The sequence below is a fragment of the Telluria sp. ZB2R32 genome (genome assembly GCF_059685715.1).
Genome location: NZ_JCASIG010000006.1, coordinates 317,928 through 343,981, shown reverse-complemented (window position 1 = coordinate 343,981; position 26,054 = coordinate 317,928). Strand labels below are relative to the sequence as shown.

Sequence of the window (26,054 nt, the reverse complement as noted above, 5' to 3'; positions counted from 1 at the left end):
TTCCTTGATTAATGTGCTGGGGCAGCTTCTTCGCTTGCGCCGCCGCCCATGCTGACCGTGGCGCCGCCCGTACCGTTGATGGCGGCCTGCAGGTCGGTGTCGGCAATCCAGTAGTCGCGCTGCGCCTCGATGGCGGCGTTCACGCCGTTGATTTGTGCCCGGGCGTCGGCAAGCAGCTCGAAGACGCTCATGAGCATGCCGTTGTAGCGTAGCAAAGTCTCTTCCGAGATCTTTTTCCGGAGCGGCACGATCTCGTCCCGATAGTGCCGGGCGACGTCGTAGCTCGTGCGGTAGGCCGAATAGGCTTCGCGCACCTGGGAGCGCGCCGTGACGGCAGTATTGGCCGTGCGGTGAACCGCCTGCATGTAGAGCGCCTCGGCTTTTGCCGTGCGTGCGCCGCCCCAGTCGAACAGCGGCAAGGCAAGCTCGATCTCGTAGCCGTTCTCGCGCGGCTCGCCGGACGTGCTCGAGTTCACGTAGCCGGCATCGAGCACGTTGACGAAGCCGGTGGCTTTCGTCAGGCCCAGCGCTCGCGCCGTCGCTTGCGTGCTCAGCTTCGCCAGCTGCACGTCCAGGCGCTGCTGCATCGCGAGCGATTCGATGTTGCCGGGGTCGCGCGGCGCTCCTGGCAGGTCTGGAAGCCTGTCGGGCAGCTGGAATGCCATATTCGCGCCCCACACGCCCATCAGCCTTGCCAGCTGCTCGCGCGCTGCCGTCGCGTTGTGGCGGGCACGCGCCAGCTGCGCGGTGGCTTCGGCGGAAAATGCCTGCTCGCGCGCTTGGTCGAGGGTGCTCAGGTTGCCGACTTTCGCCATGCGCGTCGCCAGTTCGGCGCTTGCCTGCGCGGCATCGCGCACCTGCTCCGCGTATTTCGCCGACTGCGCCGCCGCAACGGCATTGAACCAGGCCTTGCGCGTGTCCGCAGCTGTGCCAACCGCTTCGGTGGCGGCAACGAGCTTCGCACTCTCGAAGCGGCGTCCTTCGATGTCCCGGCGCAGGGGGATCGTGACCAGTCCGATGAGATCGAACATGACGCTGCGTTCGATCTCGGTTTCTCCGCCACCCGACATCCGGCCGAAGCTGAAGGACGGGTTGGTCATACGGCCGGCCTGTACCAGGTCGGCTTCGGCGACCCCCAGTTCGGCAAGCGAGGCACGCAGGCCGCGGTTGTTGAGCAGGGCCACGCGCACCGCATTATCGGCAGACAGGGGCTGCTTCAGCAGCGCGGACAGTTCCGACTGGGCTTCGGTTTCCACACTGGTGCCGCGCGGAAGACGAACGTCCTGGCCGATGCGCTCGGTGGTCATGGACGAGATGGCGTCCAGGCCGCCGTCCTTTGAAAAGCTCGCGCAGCCGGCCAGCGTGAGGGCGACGGCGGCGATAGCAACCGTGCGCAGAGCCGGTGCAATTTGTTTTGTTGTCATTGTTCGGTCTCGCCTCAGTGATGCTTGTGTTGTTCGGCGGACGCCGCGGCGGGCTCGGCGCGGCGCGGCGCGTCACCGGGGGCGGGAGCCGGCGATTGGTGGCCCGCATGCGCGGTCTGTCCGCCCACGGTATCGTTGGCGGCGCGCCAGGACTTGTCGGGGGACGGTGCGCCATCTTTCATGGCCGGCGTATAGCCGCTCATGGCCGACGCATAAACGGTGGCCGGCACGGCGACGGATGGATCGGCCGGGTCGGGCGTAGGGGAGTTCTGCTGGGCCTGTGCTCCAAGCGCAGCAGCGAGCAGGGTGCCAAAGGCAACCCACAGCTTGAGTTTCATTGTCAATCCTCAAAATCGGTAACAGGGGTGCGCAGGCGCGCACCGGAGCTCAGGACAGACCGTCGCGGCACTCTGGCGCCGGCGGGTGTCCTGGTCGATCAGGCGGATTTATTGCCGGGGAGGGCGTTGGAGGCCGTCGGGAATGAAACCGGCTACGAAATCGGCACGAGGCACGATCACCGACTCGGACCCGTCAAAGGCAGGGAGTGGGAGAGAAAAGGAGGGAGGCGCAACCGCTCCTGCACAAAATGCCGAGCAGGCGCTGCACGATGAGTGGGCGGATTTCTTCGCCTCATGATGTCCATCGTCGCTGGAAACCGCACTCGCTTTTGCTGACGCGTGCCCGCCATGGTGCGCATGCGCGTCGTCCAGCGTCAGGTCCGACGCATGGTCAGCCATGGCAATGACGTTCACTGGCTGCGTGGCTGGCACGCACGACGTGTTGGCGGCAGCGGCCACCGCGTGGAGCGGAAGCACGGCCATCAGGAGCCAAACCAGAAATGTCGTGAGCGTGCGGTTCATAGATTGGATGAGTATAGCATCCCTTTTTCTGTTTCGAACAGCGTTAAGCCTGGCCAAAGTGAGCCAGTTGACCCGCATGTCGGCTGCATGTCGTCTCAACGTGTGGTACCGCACAGCAGCGACGGGCCGACTGGGACGATGATCGGGCCAGGACGCGTGGCGCAACTGCTGCGCGGAATCTTGACAACGAAAAGGAGTTGAAAATGAAAAAGATCCAGTCACGAATCATCTGTGCAGCCGGCAGCCTCATGCTCGTATTCGGCGTTGCGGGGAACACGCTCGCGCAAAATAGCCACGCGCAGCACGGTAGCGCTCCTGCCGCAGCTGCGCAGCAGCAGGCCGGTGGCGGCAATGACATGATGAAGACCATGGACCAGATGCATCAGAAGATGTCGTCCATGCCCATGACTGGCGACCACGATCATGATTTTGCGATGATGATGCGCTCGCACCACCAGGCCGGTATCGACATGGCCCGCGCTGAGCTCGAGAAGGGCAAGGACGCGAAACTCAAGCAGATGGCCAAGAAGATCGTTTCCGATCAGACCAAGGAAATCAAGAAGCTCGACGATTGGCTGGCCAAGCATCAGGCATCTGGAAAATAAGCAACTCGCCCCGGCAACGCGGCAGGTCAGCTGCGCTGCATTCCCAGCTCGCGAAACGTACGAGCACCGATTTCCAGCCGGTATCGTGCACGCCATCTTCTCCAGTACTGTTAGAGTTTTTGCATGGCTGCGCTACGCACACTGGTGATGTATTTGCTTTGTCTGATGGTTGGGTACCACGGGTACGCCAACGCGGCAGTCACCTGTTCAATGCTTAACGTCGGACACCACTCCCAGACAGAAGCATGCGCCGAGATGGGCGATGCTCAGGCTTCCGATAGTGACGAATGCTGCTGCCTGACAAAGCCTCAATGCTGCGCAAAGTTCGTGGTTCCATTTGCCCCTTTGCCGGCTGCAGCAGAAGTGGCATCACCCGTGCCGATCCTTCAGGACTGGGCCAAGCCGACTGCAGCTTTCTCCAGCCATACCCCGGCTGTTCCCGATCCCCCTCCGCGCGCCTGATCGACAGCGCCGTCGCCTGCCTGGAATGCACCCATGCACTATTCGGCGGCGCTACCGACGTCATGACCTCGACAGCACACAGCTGACGTGCCTTGGTACGCCGGCGCGAACGTGTTCGTTCAAGAAAACTCACAATCAATGGGGGTTACATGAAGCGCAACCATTTTCTTCCTGGTGCGGCAGTCATTGCCGCGCTTGTTCTACCGATAGCCACGCCGGCGTATGCCGACATTATTCTCGTCTACGACCGGGCGGCGTTCGGTGCCGCGACGACCGGGTCCGGCATCGACGACTTTGAGGACCTCGAGGCGAGCCAGATCGAAGGCGAGCTGCAGCGCACGGCAGGCTCCTACAGTTACCGCGTCACTGCAGGCCCGAGCGATGCCGGCTTCTATCCGGCGACATTTAACGGCGACACCTTCCTGACGTCGACGGTGGCAAGCGATGCGCTCACTTTTCGCGGATTTGCGCCGAATGTCTTCGCCTTTGGGGGCAGCTTCTTTGCAACCGACGCCTACGGTGCGTTCGTGCCAGGCCGCACCATCGAGCTTACCGCCGCTAGCGGCGCCGATAGGATCGCTTACACCCTCGACGGCTCGGCCCAGAGCGCGTTCTTCGGATTCATTTCGACCACGGCGCTCACCGAGATCACACTGCGTACGATCAGCGAGCAAGGCAATGTCTACTGGGCGACGGCAAACAATGTCGTCCTGGCGGCCCGTGACAGTGTCGTGCCAGTCCCCGAACCATCCTCCCACGCGATCCTGCTGACAGGCCTGGCTGCAGCAGCGTTTGCGCGCCGGGCGCGGCGGTACCGCGCATGAGCAGGACCCCGATAGACCACTTCACCACTATCAAGGAGCATGACATGAAAGCACAGACCCTGAAACTGAACCGTTTTTCCTTTACGGCACAATCGCGTGCACTGGCTCGCCGCGCCGCGCTCGGCCTGGGTATCCTTGCCGCCTCGGCCGGCACGGCACATGCGGATGGCCCTGGCAGGGGCAACACCGCCCAGTTCGAGAAGAACTACCTCGTCTTCATCGTCAACCACCATTACTCGGCGCTTCGCATCACCGAGCTTGCTGCAGGCACGGATCCGATGCGCGATCCGCAGGTCGTCGCGCCGCAGGAAGGGACATCGGCCACACCGGGCTTTGGGGCAACGCCGGCGAAGGCGAGCGACGATGAGATCAGGTCAATGGCCCGGATGGGCAACCGAGAGCAGCGCGAAGAAATCGGCCGCGCTCTGCGCATGCTCAGGGAGTGGTACGGTATCCAATACCAGCCCCAGCTTACGCCGGACGGGCGGCGCATGATCGCCATGCTCGAGGCTACCCCGGCAGGAACCCAATTCAACCAGGTATTCCTGCGCACGTTCAGCAATCACCATCTGGGCGCACTTGCGCCCAGCCTGCATTGCACGGTCAAGAGCGATCTCAACCATGACGGCTTGCAGCGCTACTGCGAGAACATCGTGATTGTCCAGAAGAACGGCATCAACGATATGCGCGAGATGTTGTGCAAGAAATATTCGGACTGCGGCTTTATTCCGATGACGGGTGACAAGCGGAAGGACTACGAGTTCTAAGCGACCGTCCTTACGTTGATGACTTTCCAGCGCCGCCGCATCGCCAAGCCGTGCGGCGGCCATGAAGGTCTGGCGAAAACGACCGACGATCACCGCTCATGGCCCTTGACCTTCCGATGATGGGAAGGTTTACAGTACCTACAGACCTATCAAACAGGAGGTACGCTATGCATACGCTAAAGGTGGAAAAGATGTCATGCGGTGGTTGCGCCGCCCGGGTTACCCGTGCCGTGCAGGCACTGGATCCCGAGGCAAAAGTCGAGGTACTGCTCAAAGACCGCCTGGTTCAGGTGGAAAGTGGGGAAACGGCGGATGCAATCGCAGAAGCCGTAACCGCGGCCGGATATCCAGCCAGCCAAGCCGTGCGGTCTTGAGCGAGAGTGGGTGCCGTAGAAATTCCGGCACACAAAGACCTCACGGCTGAAGCACGTTTCGATGTACGAGACCAGGAAAGATTCCAATATGAACGACCTGTCGCATCACGATCACGAGGGGCACGAACATCATCACGACCATGGCTCAGGGCACGGCGCCCACCATGGGGACGGGGGCGGCGAGAAGCCATTCACCGACCCGGTCTGCGGTATGAAAGTCGGAGCCGATCCAGCCAAAGAAATCCGGTACGAAGAGGCGATCTATCACTTCTGCAGCACGAGGTGCATGGACAAGTTCCGGGCGGCGCCCCAGCAGTACATCGGCGGCGCCGAGCCCGAGCCGGCGCCTGCCGCACCGGAAGGTACGATCTATACCTGCCCGATGCACCCCGAAGTCCAGCAGCCGCAGCCCGGCAACTGTCCGATCTGCGGCATGGCGCTCGAGCCTATGCTGCCGTCGCTGGATGAAGAAGAAAACCCGGAGCTGGTGGATTTCAGGCGCCGTTTCTGGTGGACCCTGCCGTTGACAGTTATCGTGACGGTGCTTGCGATGGCCGGACACCGAATCTTCCAGGCTGGCCTGCCGGGACAGAGCTGGATCGAGCTCGTCCTGAGTACGCCGGTCGTGCTGTGGGCCGGGTGGCCGTTCTTCGCTCGGGGCGTGCAGTCGCTGCGAAATCGCAGCCCCAACATGTGGACGCTGATCGGGCTCGGTGTCGCCGCAGCCTACGGCTACAGCGTGGTCGCGACCGTGGCGCCGGGGCTCTTTCCGCGTACTTTTCTCATGCACGGGCGAATCGGGGTCTACTACGAGGCGGCCGCGGTCATCATTTCACTGACCCTGCTGGGCCAGATTCTGGAGCTGCGTGCGCGCTCCCAGACATCTGCGGCGATCAAATCTCTGCTTGGCTTGGCGCCGAAGACGGCGCGCCGCATCAATGCCGACGGCAGCGAAGAAGATATTCCACTGACCCATGTCCACGTCGGCGACGCGTTGCGCGTGCGTCCTGGGGAGAAGGTCCCTGTCGACGGCGTCGTCCTGGAAGGCGAAAGCGCAGTCGATGAATCCATGCTGACCGGCGAGCCGCTGCCCGTCACCAAGCGACCGGGCGACAAGGTGATCGGCGCCACCATTAATACCAGCGGCAGCTTGGTCATTCGCTCGGAAAAGGTAGGGGCGCAGACCATGCTGTCGCAAATCGTCCAGATGGTGGCGCAGGCACAGCGCTCGCGCGCACCAATGCAGCGCCTGGCGGACGTGGTTGCAGGCTACTTCGTGACGATCGTAGTGGCCATCGCCGTGCTGACGCTGCTTGGCTGGGGCTTCTTCGGTCCGGAACCGAGCTGGGTGTACGGCTTCGTCAACGCGGTTTCCGTGCTGATCATCGCCTGCCCATGCGCCCTAGGGCTGGCCACGCCAATGTCGATCATGGCAGCCACTGGCCGTGCCGCCACACAGGGCATCCTGTTCCGCGATGCGGCCGCTATCGAGGGCCTGCGCAAGGTCGATACGCTGATCGTCGACAAGACCGGTACGCTCACCGAAGGCAAGCCCGCGTTTCACTCGGCCGCGGCGGCGCCCGGCGGGAACGAACAGGAAGTTCTGCGGGTTGCCGCCAGCATCGACCAGGGCAGCGAACACCCGGTGGCCCACGCGATCGTCGCCGAGGCGCGCAGGCGCGGACTGGCTCTGGCAAAGCCAGAGAGCTTCGAGTCCTCCAGCGGTATCGGCGTGCGCGGGGTGGTCGAAGGTAAGCATATTGCCCTGGGTAACACCGCACTCATGGATATCGAAAAGGTCGCCTGGCAGCCGCTCGCAGACCAGGCGGAAAGCTTGCGTCTCGAGGGCGCAAGCGTCATGTATCTCGCGGCCGACCGGCAGCTCCTGGGACTCGTCGCCGTAGCCGATCCGGTCAAGCAGACTACCCCGGAAGCGCTGGCTACACTGAAGGAGGCCGGGATCACGGTCGTGATGGCGACGGGTGACGGCCTCACTACCGCGAGATCGGTGGCCGCGAAACTCGGCATCGCGGAGGTCTATGGCGAGGTCAAGCCGCAGGACAAGCTGGCATTGGTGGAACGCCTGCAGGGGCAGGGCAGGACGGTCGCGATGGCCGGCGACGGCATCAACGACGCCCCGGCGCTGGCCAAGGCTAATGTCGGCATCGCGATGGGGACGGGCACCGACGTCGCCATCAACTCCGCGCACGTCACGCTGGTGAAGGGCGACCTTCGCGGCATCGCGCGGGCGCGCCTGCTGTCGCTGCAGACGGTACGCAACATGCGGCAGAACCTGGCCTTCGCATTTGTCTATAACGCGCTCGGGATTCCCCTCGCCGCAGGACTTCTTTACCCATTCACCGGCCGCCTGCTGTCGCCTATGATTGCGGCGCTAGCGATGAGCCTGAGCTCCGTGTCCGTGATCACTAACGCGCTTCGGCTGCGCGGAGCATCGAAGTAACAGGAGCTGCCCGGGGAGTGCGCGGGAAAATAGGCGTTTGGTGCCGCAATACAAGAAAATGCGCCGCGGCATCGCGTTTTCGGGTGCTTGGCTCTGCCAAGCCCTGCAGCTTGGGACTGCTCAGAATATCGACATCGGTTGGGTTATATCGTCACTCCGAACTTGTTCATTAAGGAGCGGCGGTCATGCCGAAAATCACGATTCTGAAGAAGACAAATCTCCAGGAAGACAACTGGCATTCGATGTTGATCTCGCTGTTCAGGGGATGGAGGTGGCCGCGGCGCATCTGCGTGCCATGACCTATCCCGGCTTCGGTGAGGTGGCGAACCCACCCGTGCTCTTCGTGGGGCTGGCATTCAGCACGGGTTTCGCTTACCTGGCCGTGATGGTTTTCTTCGTGCTCAGTGGCTGGCTGGTCGGTGGCAGCTTTCTCAACAAAATGGACTCGGACCGTGCGCTCCAGCATTACGCGGTCGACCGGGTCTCGCGCCTGTGGGTCGTGCTGTTGCCGACCTTCGTGGTCGCGCTCCTCGCGGGCGTCGCCGTAGGTGTGGTCGATCCGGCCCGGGTTTCGTTTTCGGCAGACGACCCGTATTCGGTGAGCGCCTTCATCGGCAACATGTTCGGCCTGCAGACGATCCTCGTGCCTTCGTTCGGCGAGAACTTCCCGCTGTGGAGCCTGGCCAACGAGACCTGGTATTACGTGCTGTTCCCGCTGCTGGTACTGGTGTTTCGAGGAAGATCGATCGCGTGGCGGGCTTCGGCGCTGCTGGCGATCGGTGCCATCGTCCAACTGGTCACGCCCGAGATCATCCTGTACTTCTCGATCTGGCTGCTCGGCGTCGCCTTCTCGCGGGTGAAGATCGAGGCGGGACCGGTCCTGCGGTGGGTACTGCTGATCCTGGCCGCCGGCAGCGCCGTCCTCATCCGCCTGAAGGGTACAAACGAATTTAATCTGGAAAGCTATCCCCAGTTTCTAATGTTTAGCTTACTCTTCGGACTGTTCCTATCCAGCATGCAGTTCAAACGCCAGCCGTCTCCCAAGCTGGACCGGTTGGACCGCACCGGGAAATTCTTCGCTGATTTCTCTTTTACCCTGTATGTGCTGCACGTGCCGCTGATTCTCGTGATGGTGTACCTGATGCCGTCGCTGCTCGGTACCAGCAAGCTCTCGCCCCACATCCTGTCCCATTACCTCGTCTACGCGGCGATGTTCCTGGTGCTCGTGGTTGGTGGCTACTTCTTCCATCTGCCGTTTGAGGCGAATACCGGCCGCGTGCGCCAGTGGCTGAAGGCTCAGCTGTTTACGCGTGTCGGTACGGTTCGGACTTGATAGCAAGGCGGAGCCGGGGGAGGGGGCAAGGTGCTCGCATCGATGCCCCAACTTTGATCTCACTAGTGCGCTGTGTTACCAAGATCGCTGGAGCTTAGTTCGGTGGAATGTTGTCGTAGCAGTCGTGCACGTTGTACCATTCTTGAGGAATGTCGGAGACGTAACCGTCACCGTAGCACGTTCTTCTGCTGAGACGGTCTTTGGTGTTTGCTTTCATCTCTGCGCTTAACGCTAATTCCGCTTTGCCTCCAGTCCGTATAAACAATCGAAAACGACTGCCTGCGATGTTAATTGTGCCTGGCAAGGCTAATTATCGAATCAAAATCGCTGATAATTCTGCCGTCTCGGAATAGCACGACGGGCAGCGCGCTGCCTGCTTTCGAATGGCTTACCTCTAAGGCTGCACTTCGTTAGCGCCCTTGAGTTTGCTAGCTCTCAACCGCAGGATCTCCCGGTAGTTTGGGCACTTATAGATGATATCTTGGGCGATCTGTACCTCTCGAGCGACAGCGGCCGCTGTGCGTCCTGTGCGCAATATTATTTCTAGCGCCTGAGACAGCTTCGGTGACCGACTCCATACTAAGCCGATCATTTTTCCTTCTTCAGTGCACGCCAGTGACAAAGATTTCTTCAAGCAGGCAGTCGCACGACTAACGTTTTCGAATATAAACCACTCGGTTTTCTCCAATCCAGGCCGCCGCCCAGCGTGTTGCTCGCAAATCGCCATGAGCGCAATCTCCCTGAAAGTCAGGTCATCCGTTAGCACCTCAACCCAGTCATCAAATACAGGTTCATGGCCAAGCCCACGGGCCGCAAGTTTGTGCTGGGCAATACGCAAGTCACGTGTAGTGCTCGTCTCGCTTTTTCCGATACGCGCAGATCCGTTGTCGAAAACGACGGCATACAAATACCCATTCGGAAGTTGTCTCATCTCGTTCCTCAAATGTGTTATCGGCATGTCGATACAGTCGAGATGCTTCCAAAATCATACAGGACAGGATACGCGTATAGCCAAACAGTAGCTGTCCGTGATCGGTCGCTGTCGGCGAGAGGCGGAACCTACCCCAAGGGTTTAGAGCGCCTAACACAACCTCTAGCTTGTTCTGAAAGCATCAACACCGTACACTGAGGCATCCGGAATCCCCGCTTTCGAACAAGCGTAGGCAGTCGAATCAACCGCTTGTCAGTGAAGAATGGGGACTACACGAATACGATGACGAGTCGTGGCACTATCGGGTTCGTCGTAGCACCACAAGTGCAGGCGCTTTTGAAAATGACATATGTCCAAGAATCCACTTGACGAAGACATCGCTCTGTTCCTGACTGACGGCCCCGACTGTGGCGATATCGAACTTCCTATAGTGCCGCTACGTGAGCAAGTCGCCCATGCGGAAAGCTACGCAGATTACAGCTCTGCCAACGCGAACGTTCACCAGGACTTGGTCCAAAGTGTTGCTGTGCGTGCCGCTTGCGAACTGCAAAAGGCAGCCGACTGGCTAAATGCGCAGTCGAATGCAGATGGGTTATATATACGGACAAGTTTCCTCGATGGAAAGACGCATGGCGCGAGACTTGACGAGAAATTCGTCAAGAATTCCTCGTTACGGAATTGCATAGTATCAGTTCGATTAGGGGGTATTCCTCTTCTTATTGGGCTCGCTAATCGCTTGCAAACGATGTGGGAAGAGGACGGGTACGGCCATTTTGTCGACAGCGTATTCAATACAAGGGCCGAAGAGACCCGATGGGATCCCGAGACTGAGCCGATTGGCATCTTAACGATGAATCTGGACAATTCATCGGGACTAGAGGACACCGTTGAGATCGTTATAAACGCGTTGATTCTGATCTTCTTCCACGAGGCTGCGCATGCCTGTGCTGCGCATGGGTACATTGCTCATAAGTGGCAAAAAAGTTCAATGTACAGTCAGTATCTGAAAGCTTTAGAAGCTGAAGCGGACTGGGGTTCCGGCTTGCTATTCGTGAAATATCGCTCTCACAGCGGGTTCTTCCTAGACGAGTCGAAGCTCTGCCGCGACCTCCTTTTTGGCACACAATGTAATTACCTCGCGCTTCAAGTGGCGCTGGGCCTAAAAAAAGGTGAATCTGTAAACTACCATTTCCCTCGATCTAGGACTATTTGCACGCTTGCCGGTGCACGACAGGCGTGGAACGCATCTTCGAGCTTCGTCGGGGAATTTGATAAATTAATTGCTGAGGCATCTTATCCACTTTCTCAAGTCGATGATTTATTTCCTATATCGATCAAAGGCTGGCTATCAGCCGAGGATGAGCTTTCGGTAAAGGATAGGGACACGCTGGGCACTACAACTTTAGCTCTTTGGCTGATGCTAAGGGAGTCCCATCGATACAAACGCGCGCGTCCACTGGACGAATTCTTGTTGAGGTAAGCGCGCGTCAACAATGCATTGATTTATGGGTAAAAAATCGAGAAGTGAACCTGTACATTGTGTCGGAAACTGCCGATCGAGGTAGCTCCACTTTCTACCAGCGGCGGACATTCAAATGCGGAACAACGAATAAAAATTAGGGACATATATATGCTTGGGCAAGGACAGTACTGGACCGAAAATATTCCGAAGCTAGATGAGGCCGTATTCAATGCCCTCATAACCATATGTATGCGTCGAGACGCAAACTGGTACGAAGCAGTCGGCAGCGCGTTCGTGGTCGGCGCAGGTGGCACGTACGCGCGAGCGATTAGTGCTGCACATGTGTTCGACCATATATATCATCGGCAGAATCCGCTCGCTGTCGAAAGACATACAGTTTTTGATGCTCTTCACCCGTTAGCGCAAGAAGTAGACCTTGATGCTGAGCAGGTCTTCGGTTTCATCTTTCAGGATCGGCGCATACACCGCTTAACGTTTTCTGAACTATTTTATGAGCGCCGTTCGGATTTTGCGATATTCAAGGTCGTGAAGACTAAGTCCGACTCTCGCCCTATTTTCACCCATAACATACGGATGGATGCGGAACTCCCGTCGCCAGGAACTGCGATCGAAGGTATAGGTTTCAAACATATGAATTTTTCGCCACATATGGATGGCGCATCACTGAAAGTGAAGTTTGAAGCTTGTCTCACCCGACGTATCGGAACGGTTAGTGAAGTACATCCAGACGGCAATATGCGCCTGAAGACCCCTTGCGTTACTGCTACCTTTCCTATCTTCGGCGGGATGAGCGGAGGCCCTGTACTGAGACTTCAAACTGGTCAAGCCCCAGCAGCATTTGGGATTCTTAGCTCGGATTTTGAGCAGGACATCGAAGAAAAATATGATTACGCCACGTGTGGAACAACCAACGTCGCTAAGCTTCCCTTAGAATGGACTGTGGATGAACAGGGTGGCAGAGTGGCACAGTTTAAATATGTTTCTGACGAAATTGGAAACAGCGCGCCATTGCAAAAAAATTGAATTTTACCTGCCAAAAAAACTGAGAGCGCCTTTGCAAGGCTCTCCGCGAGCTAATTGCAGAGCTCGACGTTCGCGATGTAGAGCACCCATGACGGATGGATGATTCATCAGAACTCCGCTTAGATATTACGGCTGGACGAGAACCATTTTGCCTACCTCGAGAACCAGGAGTGCAGACAATTGGGCGTTTAGCGGATGTATTCGCTGAGACAGCGCTAACGTTATGGATAGGCTCTGCTTCGGGATGTCCTGATGCCGTGGCCGAATTCGATTGGAAGCAAGGACCGCGACCGGTTAGTGAACAGGAACGTGCTGAAAGAGCCGAGCACGCTGAGCAGGCGCCACTGCCTTCATACCGCGACTTTTATGACTAATTGGGTCCCCAGGGTCTCGATACCTCCTGCAGGGTAGATGGTTGCGCTCGCGGGTGTGTCAAATACAGCGTGCTGTGTAGGGCTCTTCGTTTGAGCAGATTTGTCGACGACCCTGCCCGTTCTCAGACTAACAACCGGTTGGTTTTTTGGTGTCCGTATCTGGCAGTGGTCGACGTACACATTAGGATGCTGGCGCACTGCCCACGTACGTACACGAATTTACTTGGATCGTATAACGCAACACATTATACGTACTAATAGGACCCCGTATTGGGATGCTCCTATAACGTTTGGGGGTTTAAAAGCTTTCGCCGTAATACCAGTCCGGATCGAAGGGCGCGAACGGGTGGATGCCGTAGACGTTCAGCGCATCCATGCCGAAGTGGAGCAGCAGGCCGAGGACGGTCACCGCCGCCAGCCCACGCCGCGCCGGCGCATCGGCGCGCAGCAGCGTTCGCGCCGCCGGCCACAGCAGCCAGAGCGCGGCCAAGAGCAGCAGCGCCTGCGGCAGCGCGTACAGCAGCGTGTGCGTGTGGCCGCGGTGGTGCAGCAGGTAGCCGAGCGGCGCCGGCGCCAGGCCGGTCAACGCCAGGTCGAGGTCGGGGAAATTGCTGGCCAGGGCAGCGCCCGTGAGCAGCAGGCGCCGCCGCGTCGAAGCCCTGGCGGGATCGGGGTTCCGGGGCAGCAGGCGATGGGTGAGTTCACCGAGCGCAAGGCCGACGAGCGAGTGGGTCAAATTATCCATGATGCAATACTAGCATTGGCTTCCCCTGTGGCAGCCTGAACACAAACTGCCGGTTTCGAACAGTCAAGCTCAATTTTTTGATCCAACTCAAGTATTTGGTCGATTCTGACAGCGTAAAATCAGGCCTTCGAATTTTCCGTGCGGCAATAAGTCGTATCGGACGCTATAGGAGAATGCATTGCGCACCAATCTGCCAGTGACCGGCATCGAATACCGGATGGAACCAGGCCAGTCGATCGTCTCGAAGACCGACGTCAAGGGCCGCATCACCTACGTCAACCCGAGCTTCATCGACGTCAGCGGCTTTCCCGAAGACGAACTGCTGGGCAAGGCGCACAACATCGTGCGCCACCCGGACATGCCGCCGGAAGCCTTTGCCGACCTCTGGCAGACCCTGCAGGCGGGCCAGCCCTGGACCGGCATGGTCAAGAACCGCCGCAAGAACGGCGACTTCTACTGGGTGGTCGCCAACGTGGTGCCGGTCAAGGAAGCGGGACGCGTGGTCGGCTACATGTCGGTGCGCACCACGCCGACGCGTGAGCAAGTGGCCGCCGCAACCGAACTGTACCGGCGATTCCGCGCCGGCGAGCAGGGCGCGCTCGCCATGCGCGGCGGGCGCGCGGTACGCACCGGATTCGCAGCCCGGCTGCACGGGCTGCGCCGCCTTCCGCTGGGCCGCCGCCTGGGCCTGGTGATGGGTACGCAGGCCGCGCTGATCGGTGCGCTCGGCTTCGCCGCCGACGGCGCCGCCTGGCGCGTCGCGGCCGGCATCGGCATGCTCGCCACGCTGGCGGCCTGGGCCGGCCTGCGCCAGGCGATCGTGGCGCCGCTGCGCGAAGCGACCGAGGCCGTGCACGCGCTGGCCGGTGGCGATTTGTCGCACCTGCCGGAAGCTCATGGCAGCGACGAATTCGCCCACCTGCTGCGCGCGCTGCGCCAGTTGAACATCAACCTGCAGGCGATCGTCGGCGACGTGCGCAGCAACGTGCGCTCGATCGAGCACACCACGCGCGACATCGCCGCCGGCAACATCGACCTGGCCGGCCGCACCGAGTCGCAAGCGGCCAGCCTCGAGCAGACCGTCGCTACCCTCGGCCAGGTTGCCGGCGCCGCCGGCCGCAATGCCGACAGCGCGCGCCGCGCCGACACCCTGGTGGGCGCCGCGGCCGACGTGGCCGGACGCGGCGGCGACGCCGTCGAGCGCGTCGGCGTCACCATGGGCCAGATCAGCACCTCGGCCACCCGCATCGTCGACATCATCGGCTTGATCGACGGCATCGCTTTCCAGACCAATATCCTGGCGCTGAACGCGGCGGTGGAAGCGGCGCGCGCGGGCGAGCAGGGCCGCGGCTTCGCGGTCGTCGCCGGCGAAGTGCGCAGCCTGGCCCAGCGCTCGGCCGGCGCCGCGAAGGAGATCAAGGCCCTGATCGAGGATTCGGTGCAGAAGGTTGCGCAAGGCAATGCGCTGGTGGGCGAGGCCGGCCAGACCATGCGCGAAGTCGTGGCCTCGGTCGAAAGCGCGGCCGGCATCATGCACGACATCACCCACGCCAGCCAGGCGCAGGGTGGAGAAATCGGCGAAGTCAACGTCGCCATGGCCGAGCTCGACGCGATCACGCGCCAGAACGCGGCGCTGGTCGAGCAATCGGCGGCCGCATCGGGCAACGTGGCCGACGAGGCGGCGCGCCTGGTGCAGGCGCTGTCGGTATTCAAGTTCGGAGAAGGGCGCGCTTGAGGGCAGGCGCCGCCCTACCATTTCTGAATTTGATGCAAGTCAAGGATTTTGCTGAGCCGCATCAATAGACTCCTCCCATCGAGCTGCGCCGCATTCCGCGGCGCTGCAGGCAGCAGGAGTCGCCCATGCTTCACCCAACCATTGCGCCCACGTCCGCCGCGTGTGCATTCACCGGCGGCGTCGACGTCGATGCCGGCCTCATCGCCCGCCTCGGCAAGAACGGCCCCCGCTACACTTCCTACCCGACCGCCGACCGCTTCGGCACGCGCTTCGGCTACCGCGACTACCTGCATGCGGTCGCGGCAGTACGCGCACGGGGCGCGCCGCGGCCGCTGTCGCTCTACCTGCACATTCCGTTCTGCGATACGGTCTGCTATTACTGCGCCTGCAACAAGATCGTCACGAAAAAGCGCGAGAAGGCGGCGACCTACCTCGGCTACCTGAAGCGCGAAATCGCGCTGCAGGGCGCGCTGTTTGCCGGCATCAATGAAGTCGCGCAGCTGCACTTTGGCGGCGGCACCCCGACCTACCTGTCGGACGCGCAGATGGGCGAGCTGATGGCGCACCTGCGCCGCTGCTTCAGCTTCGCACCCGACGCGGCCGGCGAGTATTCGATCGAGGTCGACCCGCGCACCGTGTCGGCCGAGCGCGTGCACAGCCTGCGGCGCCAGGGCTTCAACCGCATCAGCCTGGGCGTACAGGACTTCGATCCCGACGTGCAGAAAGCCGTCAACCGGGTCCAGCCCGAGGCCGAAACGCGCGCCATCATCGCCGCCGCGCGCGATGCCGGCTTCCGCTCGGTGAGCATCGACCTGATCTATGGCCTGCCGAAGCAGAACCTGGAATCGATGGCGGCCACCATCGCCAGGGTGATCGACGCCGGCCCGGACCGCATTTCGCTGTATCACTACGCCCACCTGCCGCACCTCTTCAAGCCGCAGCGCCGCATCCTGGAAGCGGACATGCCGTCCAGCGCCGTCAAGCTGGACATGCTGGCCCTGTGCATCGAATGCCTGGGCGCCGCCGGTTATGTGTACATCGGCATGGACCATTTCGCCAAACCGGACGACGACCTGGCGGTGGCCCAGCGCCAGGGCCGCCTGCACCGCAACTTCCAGGGCTATTCGACCCATGCCGACAGCGACCTGGTGTCCTGCGGCGTGTCCGCCATCGGCGCCGTCGGCGCCACCTACAGCCAGAACGCGAAGACGCTCGACGACTATTACGAGGCGCTCGACAACAACGAACTGCCGGTGGTGCGCGGCGTCGCGCTCGGCATGGACGACCTGCTGCGCCGGACCATCATCCAGAAGCTGATGTGCCAGTTCGAGCTGTCGGTTGCCGCCATCGAGCAGGCTTTCCCGATCGCCTTCGACAAGTACTTCGCCGCCGAGCTGGCGCAGCTGCGCGGCTACGCGCGCGACGGCCTGCTGGCGCTGGACGGCGAGTGGATCACGGTGACCGCGCGCGGGCGCCTGCTGATCCGTAACCTGTGCATGGTGTTCGACCGCTACCTGGGCCCATCCGCTCCCGTATCCGCACCCGCATCTGCTCCCGCACTGCGCTATTCGCGCACCGTCTAAGATGGGCATCGCGCTGCTGCCGGTGTTCGTGGTCGGGCTGCTCGGCAGCGTCCATTGCGCCGGCATGTGCGGCGGCATTGTCGGGGCCTTGTCGCTGGCGCCGCCGCGCGCGCGCGCGGGCGCCGCCGCGATCGCGCTGCACGCTGTCGCGACGGCGCCGGCGCTGCCGCGGACACTGGCCTACAACGCCGGGCGCATCGTCAGTTACGCCGGCGCCGGCGCGCTCGCCGGGGGACTGGCCGGCGGCGCCGCGCGCCTGGCCGCGCTGCCGTTGCTGCAGGGCGTGGCCCACGTGCTGGCCAACCTGCTGCTGGCCGCGCTCGGGCTGTACCTGATGGATGCCTGGCGCGGCGTGGCCCGCATCGAGGGGGCCGGCGCCGCGCTGTGGCGGCGGCTGGCGCCGCTGCTGCGCCGCGTGGGTCCGCCGGACACGCCGGCGCGCATGTTCATGGCGGGCGCCGTGTGGGGCTGGCTGCCCTGTGCGATGGTCTACAGCGCGCTGGTCAGCGCCATGCTGAGCGGCTCGGCGGCCGGCGGCGCGGCCGTGATGCTGGCCTTTGGCCTGGGCACGCTGCCGATGATGCTGGCGCTCGGGGTGGCCGGCGCGCGCCTGCGCGGCTGGCTCGGCCTGCGCGGCGTGCGCCTGGCCTGCGGCCTGCTGGTACTGGGCTTCGGCCTGCTTGGCCTGGCGCGCGCGGCGGGCGGCCTGCCGGCCGGCTGGGCCGCCGTCTGCCTCACGCCCGGACTGGCGTCATGAACGCGCCCGCACGCGAACTGACGGGCTGCTTCCACTGCGGCCTGCCGCTGCCCGCCGGCCGCGCCTGGCAGGCGCGCGTCGGCGACCGCGAGCAGCAGATGTGCTGCCCCGGCTGCGCCGCCGCCGCCGAGGCCATCGTCGACGCCGGCTGCGCCGATTATTATGCCGAGCGCAGCGGCTACGGCGCGCGCGCCGACGTGGCGGAGGCGGCGGATGCGCCGGAGCTGGCGCTGTACGACGGCGCCGACGATGCCGCCGAGGCGGTCTTCACGGTCGAGGGCATCCGCTGCGCCGCCTGCGTCTGGCTGATCGAGCGCCGGGTGGCGGCGCTGCCGGGCGTGCTGGAAGCGTCGCTGAACGTCAGCGCCGGGCGCCTGCACGTGCGCCGCGATCCGGCGGCCTGCCGCACCAGCGCCATCCTGCGCGCGCTGCGCGCGATCGGCTACCGCGCCTATCCCTACGAGGCGCGGCGCCACGGCGAACACCTGGCGCGCGAGCGGCGCACGCTGTTTCGCCAGCTGTTCGTCGCCGGCCTGTCGATGATGCAGGTGATGATGTACGCGGTGCCGGTCTACCTGGCCGACGACGGCAGCATGGACGCCGCCATGGCCGCGCTGATGGGCTGGGCCTCGATGCTGCTGACGCTGCCGGCCGTGCTGTACGCGGCGCGGCCCTTCTTCGCCGGCGCCTGGCGCGACCTGCGGCGCGGCCTGCCCGGCATGGACGTGCCGGTGGCGCTCGGCATCGGCGCCGCCTTCGCCGGCAGCACGCTGGCCCTCGTGCGCGGGCAGGGCGAGGTGTATTTCGATTCGGTGACGATGTTCGTGTTCCTGCTGCTGGCCAGCCGCTACCTGGAACTCGATGCGCGCCGCCGCGCGGCCGGCGCGCTCGACGTCCTGCAGCGCGCCTTGCCGGCCGCGGCGCAGCGCATGCGCGCCTGGCCGCAGGAACGCGGCAGCGATCTGGTGGCCGCCGCCGCGCTCCAGCCCGGCGACGTGGTGCTGGTGGCGCCCGGACAGGCGGCGCCGGCCGACGGCACCATCCTGGAAGGCAGCACCGAGGCCGACCTGTCCCTGCTGACTGGCGAGAGCGCGCCGCGCCGCGTGGGACCGGGCGAGGTGCTGCCCGGCGGCGCCGTCAACATCGCCCAGGCCGTGGTGCTGCGGGTCGGCGCTGCGCCCTGCGACAGCACGCTGGCGCAACTGGTGCGCCTGGCCGAGCGCGCCGGGCAGGGCAAGCCGGCCATCGCCCTCAGGGCCGACCGGGTCGCGGCCTGGTCGGTCGCGGCCCTGCTGGTGCTGACCGCGCTCGTGTTCGGCGCCTGGCAGCTGGCCGATCCGGCGCGCGCCTGGCCGGCGGCGATCGCGGTGCTGGTGGTGACCTGCCCGTGCGCGCTGTCGCTGGCCACGCCGACCGCGCTGGCGGCGGCCAGCGCCAGCCTGCTGCGGCGCGGCGTGCTGGCGGTCAGCCCGCACACGCTGGAAACCTTCGAGCGCGCCACCCACGTCGTGTTCGACAAGACCGGCACGCTGACGCTGGGCCGGCCGCGGCTGCGCACCATCGGGCTGCTCGGCGCGCTGGACGAGGGCGCCGTGCTGCGCATCGCGGCGGCGCTCGAGGCCGGCAATGCGCATCCGCTGGCCGAGGCGATCCGCGCCGCCGCGCCGCCGGCGGGAGGGCACGCGACCGCGCTGGACATCGACCATGTTGCGGGGCAGGGCATCGAGGGAACGCTTGGCGGCGTGCGCTACCGGCTCGGCAGCGCGGGCTTTGTCGGCGCCGTCGCCGGACCGGCTCCGGCGGTGCCGGAGGAGGGCGCCGCCTGGCTGGGCCACGCGGGCGGCTGGCTGGCGCGCTTCGACATCGCCGACCCCGTGCGTCCCGAGGCGGCCGCCGTCGTGCGCCGTTTCGAAGCGGCCGGCAAGCGCGTGGTGCTGCTCAGCGGCGACAGCACGCGCGCGGCGCGGCGCGTGGCGGCCGAACTTGGCATCGCGGTGGCGCTGGGCGACCAGCTCCCCGCCGGCAAGCTGGCGTACGTGCGCCGCTTGCAGGGCGCCGGCGCGGTGGTGGCGATGGTGGGGGATGGCGTCAACGACGCGGCCGTGCTGCGCGGCGCCGACGTCTCGTTCGCGATGGGGAACGGCGCCGCGCTGGCGCAGCTGCATGCGGACGGCGTGCTGCTTGGCGACAGCCTGGCGCCGCTGGCCGACGCCGCCGCGACGGCGGCGCGCACGCTGCGCGTGATCCGTCAGAACCTGGCCTGGGCCAGCGTCTACAACCTGGCCGCGATTCCGGCCGCGGCGCTGGGCCTGCTCAACCCCTGGCTGTCGAGTATCGGCATGGCGGCCAGTTCGGCCGTCGTCGTGCTCAATGCGTTGCGTTTGCGGAGGTGAGATGGAAGCCTTGTACCTGCTCGTTCCGCTGAGCCTGGTGCTGGTCGCGCTGGCGCTCTGGGTGTTTTTCGGGGCCGCCGACAGCGGCCAGTTCGAGGACCTGGAAGGCCCGGCGCTGCGCATCCTGCGCGACGACGACAGCGCCGACCCGCCCTGACGGCCGCCTGCGCTGCGAAAAACGTCTACATCGACACGCTTACATCGTCGGGCCGCGGCCTGCGCCTTCTTCCTGCTCGATGCGTTCCTGGCAGGGCACGCAGGTGCGCACCGTCGGCGTCGCCAGCAGGCGCTGCTCGGGAATCTCGCAGCCGCAGGATTCGCAGATGCCGTAGCCGCCCGATTCGAGGCGGCCGATGGCGGCGTCGATCTCGTGCAGCAGTGCGGTTTCGTGGTCGGCGAAGCGTCCCTCGTCGTCGGCGATCATGCCGGCGGTGGGCGCGTCGTCGTTCTGGGCCTGGTGGGCGGCGGGCGCAATGACGGGGGCGTCGTCGCCGGTGCCGCCGTCGGTGCGGCCGCGCACCGTGGCCAGGGTGGCGTCGCGGCTTTCCTGCAGGCGTTTGGCGACTTCTTCGTGGAGGGATTGCGAAATGGGCATGGGGTTTCCTGTCGGGCGAAATGCGTGGTCACAATCCTCGATGCGTCTTGATGCGTTTCCTTGCAGCGGACGACTTCGTCCGTATCCCCAGTGAAACTGAACATTTTGATTCACATCAAGGATTTTTAAGGTCCAGAAAATTACTCTCCCGCTGTCATCGCAGCGAATCCACTCGGGAGAGTATCTTGAAAAGCAGTCTAAACTATAACTACAAGATCGTGCGCCAGTTTGCCATTGCCACGGTCGTCTGGGGCGTGATCGGCATGGCGGCCGGCGTCTTCATCGCCGCCCAGCTGGCCTGGCCGGCGCTCAACTTCGATGTGCCCTGGCTGTCGTACGGGCGCCTGCGTCCGCTGCACACGAACGCCGTCATCTTCGCCTTCGGCATCTGCGGCCTGTTCGCCACCTCGTATTACGTGGTGCAGCGCACCTGCCAGGTACGCCTGTTCTCGGACCGGCTCGCCGCCTTCACCTTCTGGGGCTGGCAGGCGGTGCTGGTGGCCGCCGCCATCACGCTGCCGATGGGGTTCACGCGCGGCAAGGAGTATGCGGAGCTCGAATGGCCGATCGCCATCCTGATCACCGTGGTCTGGGTCGCCTACGCGGTGGTCTTCTTCGGCACCATCGTCAAGCGCAAGGTGCAGCACATCTATGTCGCCAACTGGTTCTTCGGCGCCTACATCATCGCCGTCGCCGTGCTGCACGTGGTCAACGGCGCCGCGATCCCGGTCTCGGCCTTCAAGTCGTATTCGGTGTATGCCGGCGTGCAGGACGCCATGATCCAGTGGTGGTACGGCCATAACGCGGTCGGCTTCATCCTCACCGCCGGCTACCTCGGCATGGTGTACTACTTCATCCCGAAGCAGGCCGAGCGCCCGGTGTATTCGTACCGCCTGTCGATCGTCCATTTCTGGGCGCTGATCTTCACCTACATGTGGGCCGGCCCGCACCACCTGCACTACACCGCGCTGCCCGACTGGACCCAGTCGCTGGGCATGGTGTTCTCGCTGATCCTGCTGGCGCCCTCGTGGGGCGGCATGATCAACGGCGTGATGACGCTCTCGGGCGCCTGGCACAAGCTGCGCTCGGACCCGATCCTGAAATTCCTGATCGTCTCGCTCTCGTTCTACGGCATGGCCACCTTCGAGGGCCCGATGATGGCAATCAAGACCATCAATTCGCTGTCGCACTACACCGACTGGACCGTCGCCCACGTGCACGCCGGCGCCCTGGGCTGGGTCGGCTTCATCACCATGGGCTCGATCTACTACCTGATCCCGCGCCTGGCCGGCAAGAAGCAGATGTGGAGCGTGTCGCTGGTCGAAACCCACTTTTGGGTGGCCACCATCGGCATCGTCCTTTACATCGCCTCGATGTGGATCGCCGGCGTGATGCAGGGCCTGATGTGGCGCGCGGTGAATGCCGACGGCACGCTCACCTACACCTTCGCCGAAAGCGTCAAGGCCAGCTATCCGTACTACGTGATCCGCTTCGGTGGCGGCCTGCTGTACCTGTCGGGCATGGTGCTGATGGCGGTGAATACCTGGAAGACGCTGGCCGGCACGGTGAACGTCGACGCCCCGATTCCAGACCTGAACAAGCCGCGCCACGGCCACGCCGGCGCGCCCGTGCCGCACCACGCCTGAGGAAACGCGCATGAAAAACTTTACCCACGAATGGATCGAAAAGAATCCCTGGCTGCTGATCGGCCTGGTGCTCCTGGTGATCTCTTTTGGCGGCCTGGTCGAGATCGTGCCGCTGTTCTTCCAGAAATCGACCACCGAGCCGGTCGCCGGCCTGAAACCCTATTCTCCGCTGCGCCTGGCGGGACGCGACGTCTACATCCGCGAGGGCTGCTACAACTGCCACTCGCAGATGATCCGGCCGTTCCGCGCCGAAACCGAGCGCTATGGCCACTATTCGGTGGCCGGCGAATTCGTCTACGACCACCCCTTCCAGTGGGGCAGCAAGCGCACCGGGCCGGACCTGGCGCGCGTGGGCGGGCGCTACAGCGACGAGTGGCACCGCACCCACCTCGACAACCCGCGCGACGTGGTGCCGGAATCGAACATGCCGGGTTACCCATGGCTGGCGGCGAACCGGCTCGATCCCGCCGCGATCCTGCCGAAACTGCGCGCGATGCAGCGCCTGGGCGTGCCCTACAGCGAGGATGACGTCAGCAACGCGCCCGCCGCACTGGCGGGGAAAACCGAACAGGATGCCCTGGTCGCCTACCTGCAGGGCCTGGGCACGCAGATCAAGAAGAGGAACTGAGATGGACATCGAACGCCTGTTTGACAGCGCGAGCAGCGTCATGACCGTGGTGTCGTTCGCCACCTTCATGGGCATCGTGCTCTGGACCTTCCTGCTGAAACGCGGCGCCGATTTCGACGCCGCCGCGACGCTGCCTTTCGCCGACGCGGAGGACGACCATGAATGATTTCACCAGCGGCTTCTGGAACTGGTACATCGCCCTCGTCACCATACTGTCGATCGCCGGCTGCGCCGTCCTGCTGTGGTCGCAGTCGACCCACAAGGCGAAGATCGGGCCTGACGGCGAACCCGAAAAAACCACCGGCCACGTCTGGGACGAAGACCTGACCGAGCTGAACACGCCGATGCCGCGCTGGTGGATGTGGCTGTTCTACCTGACGATCGTGTTCGGCGCCGCCTACCTGCTGCTGTATCCGGGCCTGGGCAGCCACGCCGGCCGGCTCGGCTGGGATTCGCACGGCGCCTACAAGGCCGAACTGAAGCAGGCCGATGCCGACTACGGCCCGCTGTTCGCGCGCTACGCCGGCCAGAGTGTCCAGGCGGTGGCGGCCGATCCGCAGGCGCGCGCGATCGGCGAGCGCATGTTCATGAACTACTGCGCCCAATGCCACGGGTCGGATGCGCGCGGCAACAAGGGCTTTCCCAACCTGCTTGATGACGACTGGCTGCACGGCGGCGACCCGGCCGCGATCAAGGCCAGCATCATGGCCGGGCGCGTCGGCCAGATGCCGCCGATGGGGGCGGCGCTCGGCTCGGACAAGGACGTCGAGGCCGTCGCGCACTATGTGCGTATTCTCTCCGGCCTGACCGCCGATCCGATCAAGGTCGTCTTCGGCAAGCCGAAGTTCGCCGCCTGCGTGGCCTGCCATGGCGCCGACGGCAAGGGCAACACCCTGCTCGGCGCGCCCAACCTGGCCGACAAGGTCTGGCTCTACGGCGGCAGCGCCGAGACCGTGATGGAGACCATCCGCAAGGGCCGCACCAACACCATGCCGGCCTTTGGCGAATTCCTCGGCGAAGCCAAGGTGCACGTGCTGTCGGCGTATGTGTGGAGCCTGTCGCATCCGGCGGGCGCACAGGTGGCGGCAAAATGAACGAGCCCCGCGAAGCGGTCGTCAGGATGTACGCGCCGCGCCAGGAGATCCATCCGCGCGAGGCCAGGGGCCGCTACGCGACGCTGCGCTGGGTGTGCGTGTGGCTGACCCAGTTGCTGTTCTACGGCCTGCCGTGGCTCCAGTACAACGGGCGCCAGGCGGTGCTGTTCGACCTCGGCACACGCCAGTTCCACCTGTTCGGGCTGGTGCTGTGGCCGCAGGACTTCATCTACCTGGCGGGCCTGCTGATCGTCTGCGCCTACGGGCTCTTCCTCGTGACCACGGTGGCGGGGCGGGTCTGGTGCGGCTTCGCCTGCCCGCAGACGGTGTACACCGAGCTGTTCCTGTGGATCGAGCGCCGCATCGAGGGCGCGCGCAGCGCCCGCATCCGGCTCGAGCGCCAGCCCTGGAACCTGGAAAAGATCGGCAAGAAGGGCGCCAAGCACGCGGCCTGGCTGGCGCTGGCCTTGTGGACCGGCTTCAGTTTCGTCGGCTACTTCACGCCGCTGCAGTCGCTGCTGGCCGGCGTGCGCCACCTCGACCTGGGCGGCTGGGAAACCTTCTGGGTGCTGTTCTATGGCCTGGCCACCTACGGCAACGCCGGCTGGCTGCGCGAGCAGGTCTGCAAATACATGTGCCCCTACGCACGCTTCCAGAGCGCGATGTTCGACCGCGACACCCTGGTGGTCACGTACGACCGCGCGCGCGGCGAGCCGCGCAGGCCGGGCGCGCAGGCGGGCGCGCGGGCGGGCGAGCCGGCCGGCGACTGCATCGACTGCACCCTGTGCGTGCAGGTCTGCCCGACCGGGATCGACATCCGGCGCGGCCTGCAGTACGAATGCATCGGCTGCGCCGCGTGCGTCGACGCCTGCGGCGAAGTGATGGACAAGGTCGGCAAGCCGCGCGGCCTGATCCGCTACGCGACCGAGAATGCGCTCGCCAGGGGCTGGGACATGGCGCAGGTGCGGCGGCGCCTGCTACGGCCGCGCGTGCTGGGCTATGCGGCGGTGCTGGCGCTGATGGTGGCGGGCATGACGGCGTCGCTGGCGCTGCGCGTGCCGCTGAAGGTCGACGTCATGCGCGACCGCGGTTCGATGGGGCGCGAGGTCGAGGATGGCCGCATCGAGAACGTCTACCGCCTGCAACTGATGAACACGAGCGAAGAGGCACGCCTCTTGCGCATCGCGGTGGCCGGCTTGCCGGGCGCGTCGATCGTCGACGAGGAAGTGGTCGAGATCGGCGGCGCCAGCGCCCGCTCGGTGGCGGTGCGGGTGCGCGCCGAAGCCGGCGCCAGGGCCGGTTCGCAGCGCATCGCCTTTACCGTGACCGCACTCGACGACGCCGCCGTGACGGTGCGCGAAGAAGCGGTCTTCATCGTTCCGCGCTGAGGAGAACGGCATGCGCAAGGAGTCACCCGTGTTGCAGCAGGAGCGCCCGGCGCCCTGGTACCGCCATCGCTGGCCGTGGTTCATCATGCTGGGGCCGGTGGTGGTCATGCTGGCCACCGCCGTGACCGTGCTGCTGGCGCTGCGCCAGCCGGACGCGATGGTGGTCGACGACTACTACAAACAGGGCAAGGCGATCAACCAGGACCTGCGCCGCGACCGCATGGCGAGCGGCCTGCGGCTGGACTTTGCGGCCCGCCACGAGGCCCGCGCCGGGCGCCTGGTCGGCCGCCTGGAAAGCTTCGGGCGGCCGCTGGCGGCGCCATTCCGGATCCACCTGGCGCATCCGACCCAGCCGGCCAAGGACCTGGTGCTGGACGCCTTTCCGAACGACGACGGCAACTTCGCGCTGGGCCTGCCTGCGCTCGAGATGACGCACTGGCAGGTGGTGGTCGAGGACGAGGGCAGGCAGTGGCGCCTCGCGCGCAGCTGGAGCCCGGCGAAGGACCCCGGCCTGCACATCGTCGCCGACCGCCAGGATGGAGCGGGGCGGGCGGCCCCGTAAAGATTGG

General features: G+C 64.1%; 24 protein-coding genes. 19 read left to right on the top strand and 5 right to left on the bottom strand.

Features of this window, described 5'->3' with window-relative positions:
- Positions 1-8: 8 nt before the first annotated feature.
- Positions 9-1,424 carry a TolC family protein gene (locus AC56LG_RS19125; protein WP_497167649.1) on the bottom strand — a complete coding sequence of 472 codons (1,416 nt, stop codon included), beginning with the start codon at positions 1,422-1,424 and terminating at the stop codon, positions 9-11.
- 14 nt (positions 1,425-1,438) lie between these two features.
- Entirely contained in the window at positions 1,439-1,762 is a 324-nt protein-coding gene (locus tag AC56LG_RS19120; RefSeq protein ID WP_497167648.1) for a hypothetical protein, read from the bottom strand.
- Between the two features lie 725 nt (positions 1,763-2,487).
- Here AC56LG_RS19120 and AC56LG_RS19115 point away from each other — a divergent pair.
- From AC56LG_RS19115 to AC56LG_RS19090, 6 genes are all read left to right on the top strand, one after another.
- On the top strand, positions 2,488-2,889 hold the full coding sequence (locus AC56LG_RS19115) for a DUF305 domain-containing protein (RefSeq protein ID WP_497167647.1): 402 nt from the start codon (positions 2,488-2,490) through the stop codon (positions 2,887-2,889).
- 611 nt (positions 2,890-3,500) lie between these two features.
- Positions 3,501-4,175 carry a PEP-CTERM sorting domain-containing protein gene (locus AC56LG_RS19110; protein ID WP_497167646.1) on the top strand — a complete coding sequence of 225 codons (675 nt, stop codon included), beginning with the start codon at positions 3,501-3,503 and terminating at the stop codon, positions 4,173-4,175.
- Between the two features lie 44 nt (positions 4,176-4,219).
- Positions 4,220-4,942 (top strand): DUF305 domain-containing protein, encoded by a 723-nt coding sequence (locus AC56LG_RS19105; RefSeq protein WP_497167645.1) that lies wholly within the window; start codon positions 4,220-4,222, stop codon positions 4,940-4,942.
- Positions 4,943-5,040: 98 nt separating this feature from the next.
- A complete protein-coding gene (locus tag AC56LG_RS19100; RefSeq protein ID WP_497167644.1) occupies positions 5,041-5,316 on the top strand; it encodes a heavy-metal-associated domain-containing protein in 276 nt (91 codons plus the stop codon).
- Between the two features lie 88 nt (positions 5,317-5,404).
- A complete protein-coding gene (locus AC56LG_RS19095; protein WP_497167643.1) occupies positions 5,405-7,777 on the top strand; it encodes a heavy metal translocating P-type ATPase in 2,373 nt (790 codons plus the stop codon).
- Between the two features lie 40 nt (positions 7,778-7,817).
- Positions 7,818-9,110, top strand: a complete 1,293-nt coding sequence (locus tag AC56LG_RS19090; protein WP_497167642.1) for an acyltransferase family protein — start codon at positions 7,818-7,820, stop codon at positions 9,108-9,110.
- 394 nt (positions 9,111-9,504) lie between these two features.
- Here the strand turns inward: AC56LG_RS19090 and AC56LG_RS19085 are convergent, their stop codons facing one another.
- Positions 9,505-10,041: a hypothetical protein gene (locus AC56LG_RS19085; protein ID WP_497167641.1), complete on the bottom strand. Its 537-nt coding sequence runs from the start codon at positions 10,039-10,041 to the stop codon at positions 9,505-9,507.
- A 349-nt stretch (positions 10,042-10,390) separates the two neighbouring features.
- Here AC56LG_RS19085 and AC56LG_RS19080 point away from each other — a divergent pair, with 349 nt between their 5' ends.
- Positions 10,391-11,521, top strand: coding sequence for a hypothetical protein (locus AC56LG_RS19080; RefSeq protein WP_497167640.1), 1,131 nt, complete (start codon positions 10,391-10,393; stop codon positions 11,519-11,521).
- Positions 11,522-11,671: 150 nt separating this feature from the next.
- On the top strand, positions 11,672-12,547 hold the full coding sequence (locus tag AC56LG_RS19075; RefSeq protein WP_497167639.1) for a S1 family peptidase: 876 nt from the start codon (positions 11,672-11,674) through the stop codon (positions 12,545-12,547).
- A 672-nt stretch (positions 12,548-13,219) separates the two neighbouring features.
- Here the strand turns inward: AC56LG_RS19075 and AC56LG_RS19070 are convergent.
- Positions 13,220-13,666, bottom strand: coding sequence for a metal-dependent hydrolase (locus tag AC56LG_RS19070; protein ID WP_497167638.1), 447 nt, complete (start codon positions 13,664-13,666; stop codon positions 13,220-13,222).
- A 178-nt stretch (positions 13,667-13,844) separates the two neighbouring features.
- Between AC56LG_RS19070 and AC56LG_RS19065 the strand changes: the two genes are divergently transcribed.
- The 5 genes from AC56LG_RS19065 to ccoS all read left to right on the top strand — a co-directional run bounded on the left by AC56LG_RS19065 (position 13,845) and on the right by ccoS (position 20,291).
- Positions 13,845-15,401, top strand: coding sequence for a methyl-accepting chemotaxis protein (locus AC56LG_RS19065; RefSeq protein WP_497167637.1), 1,557 nt, complete (start codon positions 13,845-13,847; stop codon positions 15,399-15,401).
- 125 nt (positions 15,402-15,526) lie between these two features.
- Positions 15,527-16,984 carry an oxygen-independent coproporphyrinogen III oxidase gene (gene hemN / locus AC56LG_RS19060; protein ID WP_497167636.1) on the top strand — a complete coding sequence of 486 codons (1,458 nt, stop codon included), beginning with the start codon at positions 15,527-15,529 and terminating at the stop codon, positions 16,982-16,984.
- Between the two features lies 1 nt (position 16,985).
- Complete coding sequence (locus AC56LG_RS19055; RefSeq protein ID WP_497167635.1) at positions 16,986-17,741, top strand: sulfite exporter TauE/SafE family protein; 756 nt, start codon at positions 16,986-16,988, stop codon at positions 17,739-17,741.
- Positions 17,738-20,134: a heavy metal translocating P-type ATPase gene (locus tag AC56LG_RS19050; protein WP_497167634.1), complete on the top strand. Its 2,397-nt coding sequence runs from the start codon at positions 17,738-17,740 to the stop codon at positions 20,132-20,134. The genes AC56LG_RS19055 and AC56LG_RS19050 overlap by 4 nt, the downstream gene beginning before the upstream one ends.
- Before the next feature lies 1 nt (position 20,135).
- Complete coding sequence (gene ccoS, locus AC56LG_RS19045) at positions 20,136-20,291, top strand: cbb3-type cytochrome oxidase assembly protein CcoS (RefSeq protein ID WP_497167633.1); 156 nt, start codon at positions 20,136-20,138, stop codon at positions 20,289-20,291.
- Positions 20,292-20,330: 39 nt separating this feature from the next.
- On the opposite strand, the gene AC56LG_RS19040 is transcribed toward ccoS, so the two are convergent.
- A complete protein-coding gene (locus AC56LG_RS19040; RefSeq protein WP_497167632.1) occupies positions 20,331-20,729 on the bottom strand; it encodes a TraR/DksA family transcriptional regulator in 399 nt (132 codons plus the stop codon).
- Positions 20,730-20,914: 185 nt separating this feature from the next.
- Here AC56LG_RS19040 and ccoN point away from each other — a divergent pair, with 185 nt between their 5' ends.
- Genes ccoN through AC56LG_RS19010 form a run of 6 tightly spaced genes read left to right on the top strand, consistent with a single transcriptional unit; the run spans position 20,915 to position 26,047 of the window.
- Positions 20,915-22,375 (top strand): cytochrome-c oxidase, cbb3-type subunit I, encoded by a 1,461-nt coding sequence (gene ccoN / locus AC56LG_RS19035; RefSeq protein ID WP_497167631.1) that lies wholly within the window; start codon positions 20,915-20,917, stop codon positions 22,373-22,375.
- A gap of 10 nt (positions 22,376-22,385) precedes the next feature.
- Positions 22,386-23,003: a cytochrome-c oxidase, cbb3-type subunit II gene (gene ccoO / locus AC56LG_RS19030; RefSeq protein WP_497167630.1), complete on the top strand. Its 618-nt coding sequence runs from the start codon at positions 22,386-22,388 to the stop codon at positions 23,001-23,003.
- Position 23,004: 1 nt separating this feature from the next.
- Positions 23,005-23,169 (top strand): cbb3-type cytochrome oxidase subunit 3, encoded by a 165-nt coding sequence (locus AC56LG_RS19025; RefSeq protein ID WP_497167629.1) that lies wholly within the window; start codon positions 23,005-23,007, stop codon positions 23,167-23,169.
- Complete coding sequence (gene ccoP / locus AC56LG_RS19020; protein WP_497167628.1) at positions 23,162-24,097, top strand: cytochrome-c oxidase, cbb3-type subunit III; 936 nt, start codon at positions 23,162-23,164, stop codon at positions 24,095-24,097. Before AC56LG_RS19025 ends, ccoP begins: the two co-directional genes overlap by 8 nt.
- Positions 24,094-25,485, top strand: a complete 1,392-nt coding sequence (gene ccoG, locus AC56LG_RS19015) for a cytochrome c oxidase accessory protein CcoG (RefSeq protein WP_497167627.1) — start codon at positions 24,094-24,096, stop codon at positions 25,483-25,485. Before ccoP ends, ccoG begins: the two co-directional genes overlap by 4 nt.
- A 10-nt stretch (positions 25,486-25,495) precedes the next feature.
- Positions 25,496-26,047: a FixH family protein gene (locus tag AC56LG_RS19010; RefSeq protein WP_497167626.1), complete on the top strand. Its 552-nt coding sequence runs from the start codon at positions 25,496-25,498 to the stop codon at positions 26,045-26,047.
- The last annotated feature ends 7 nt before the right edge of the window (positions 26,048-26,054 follow it).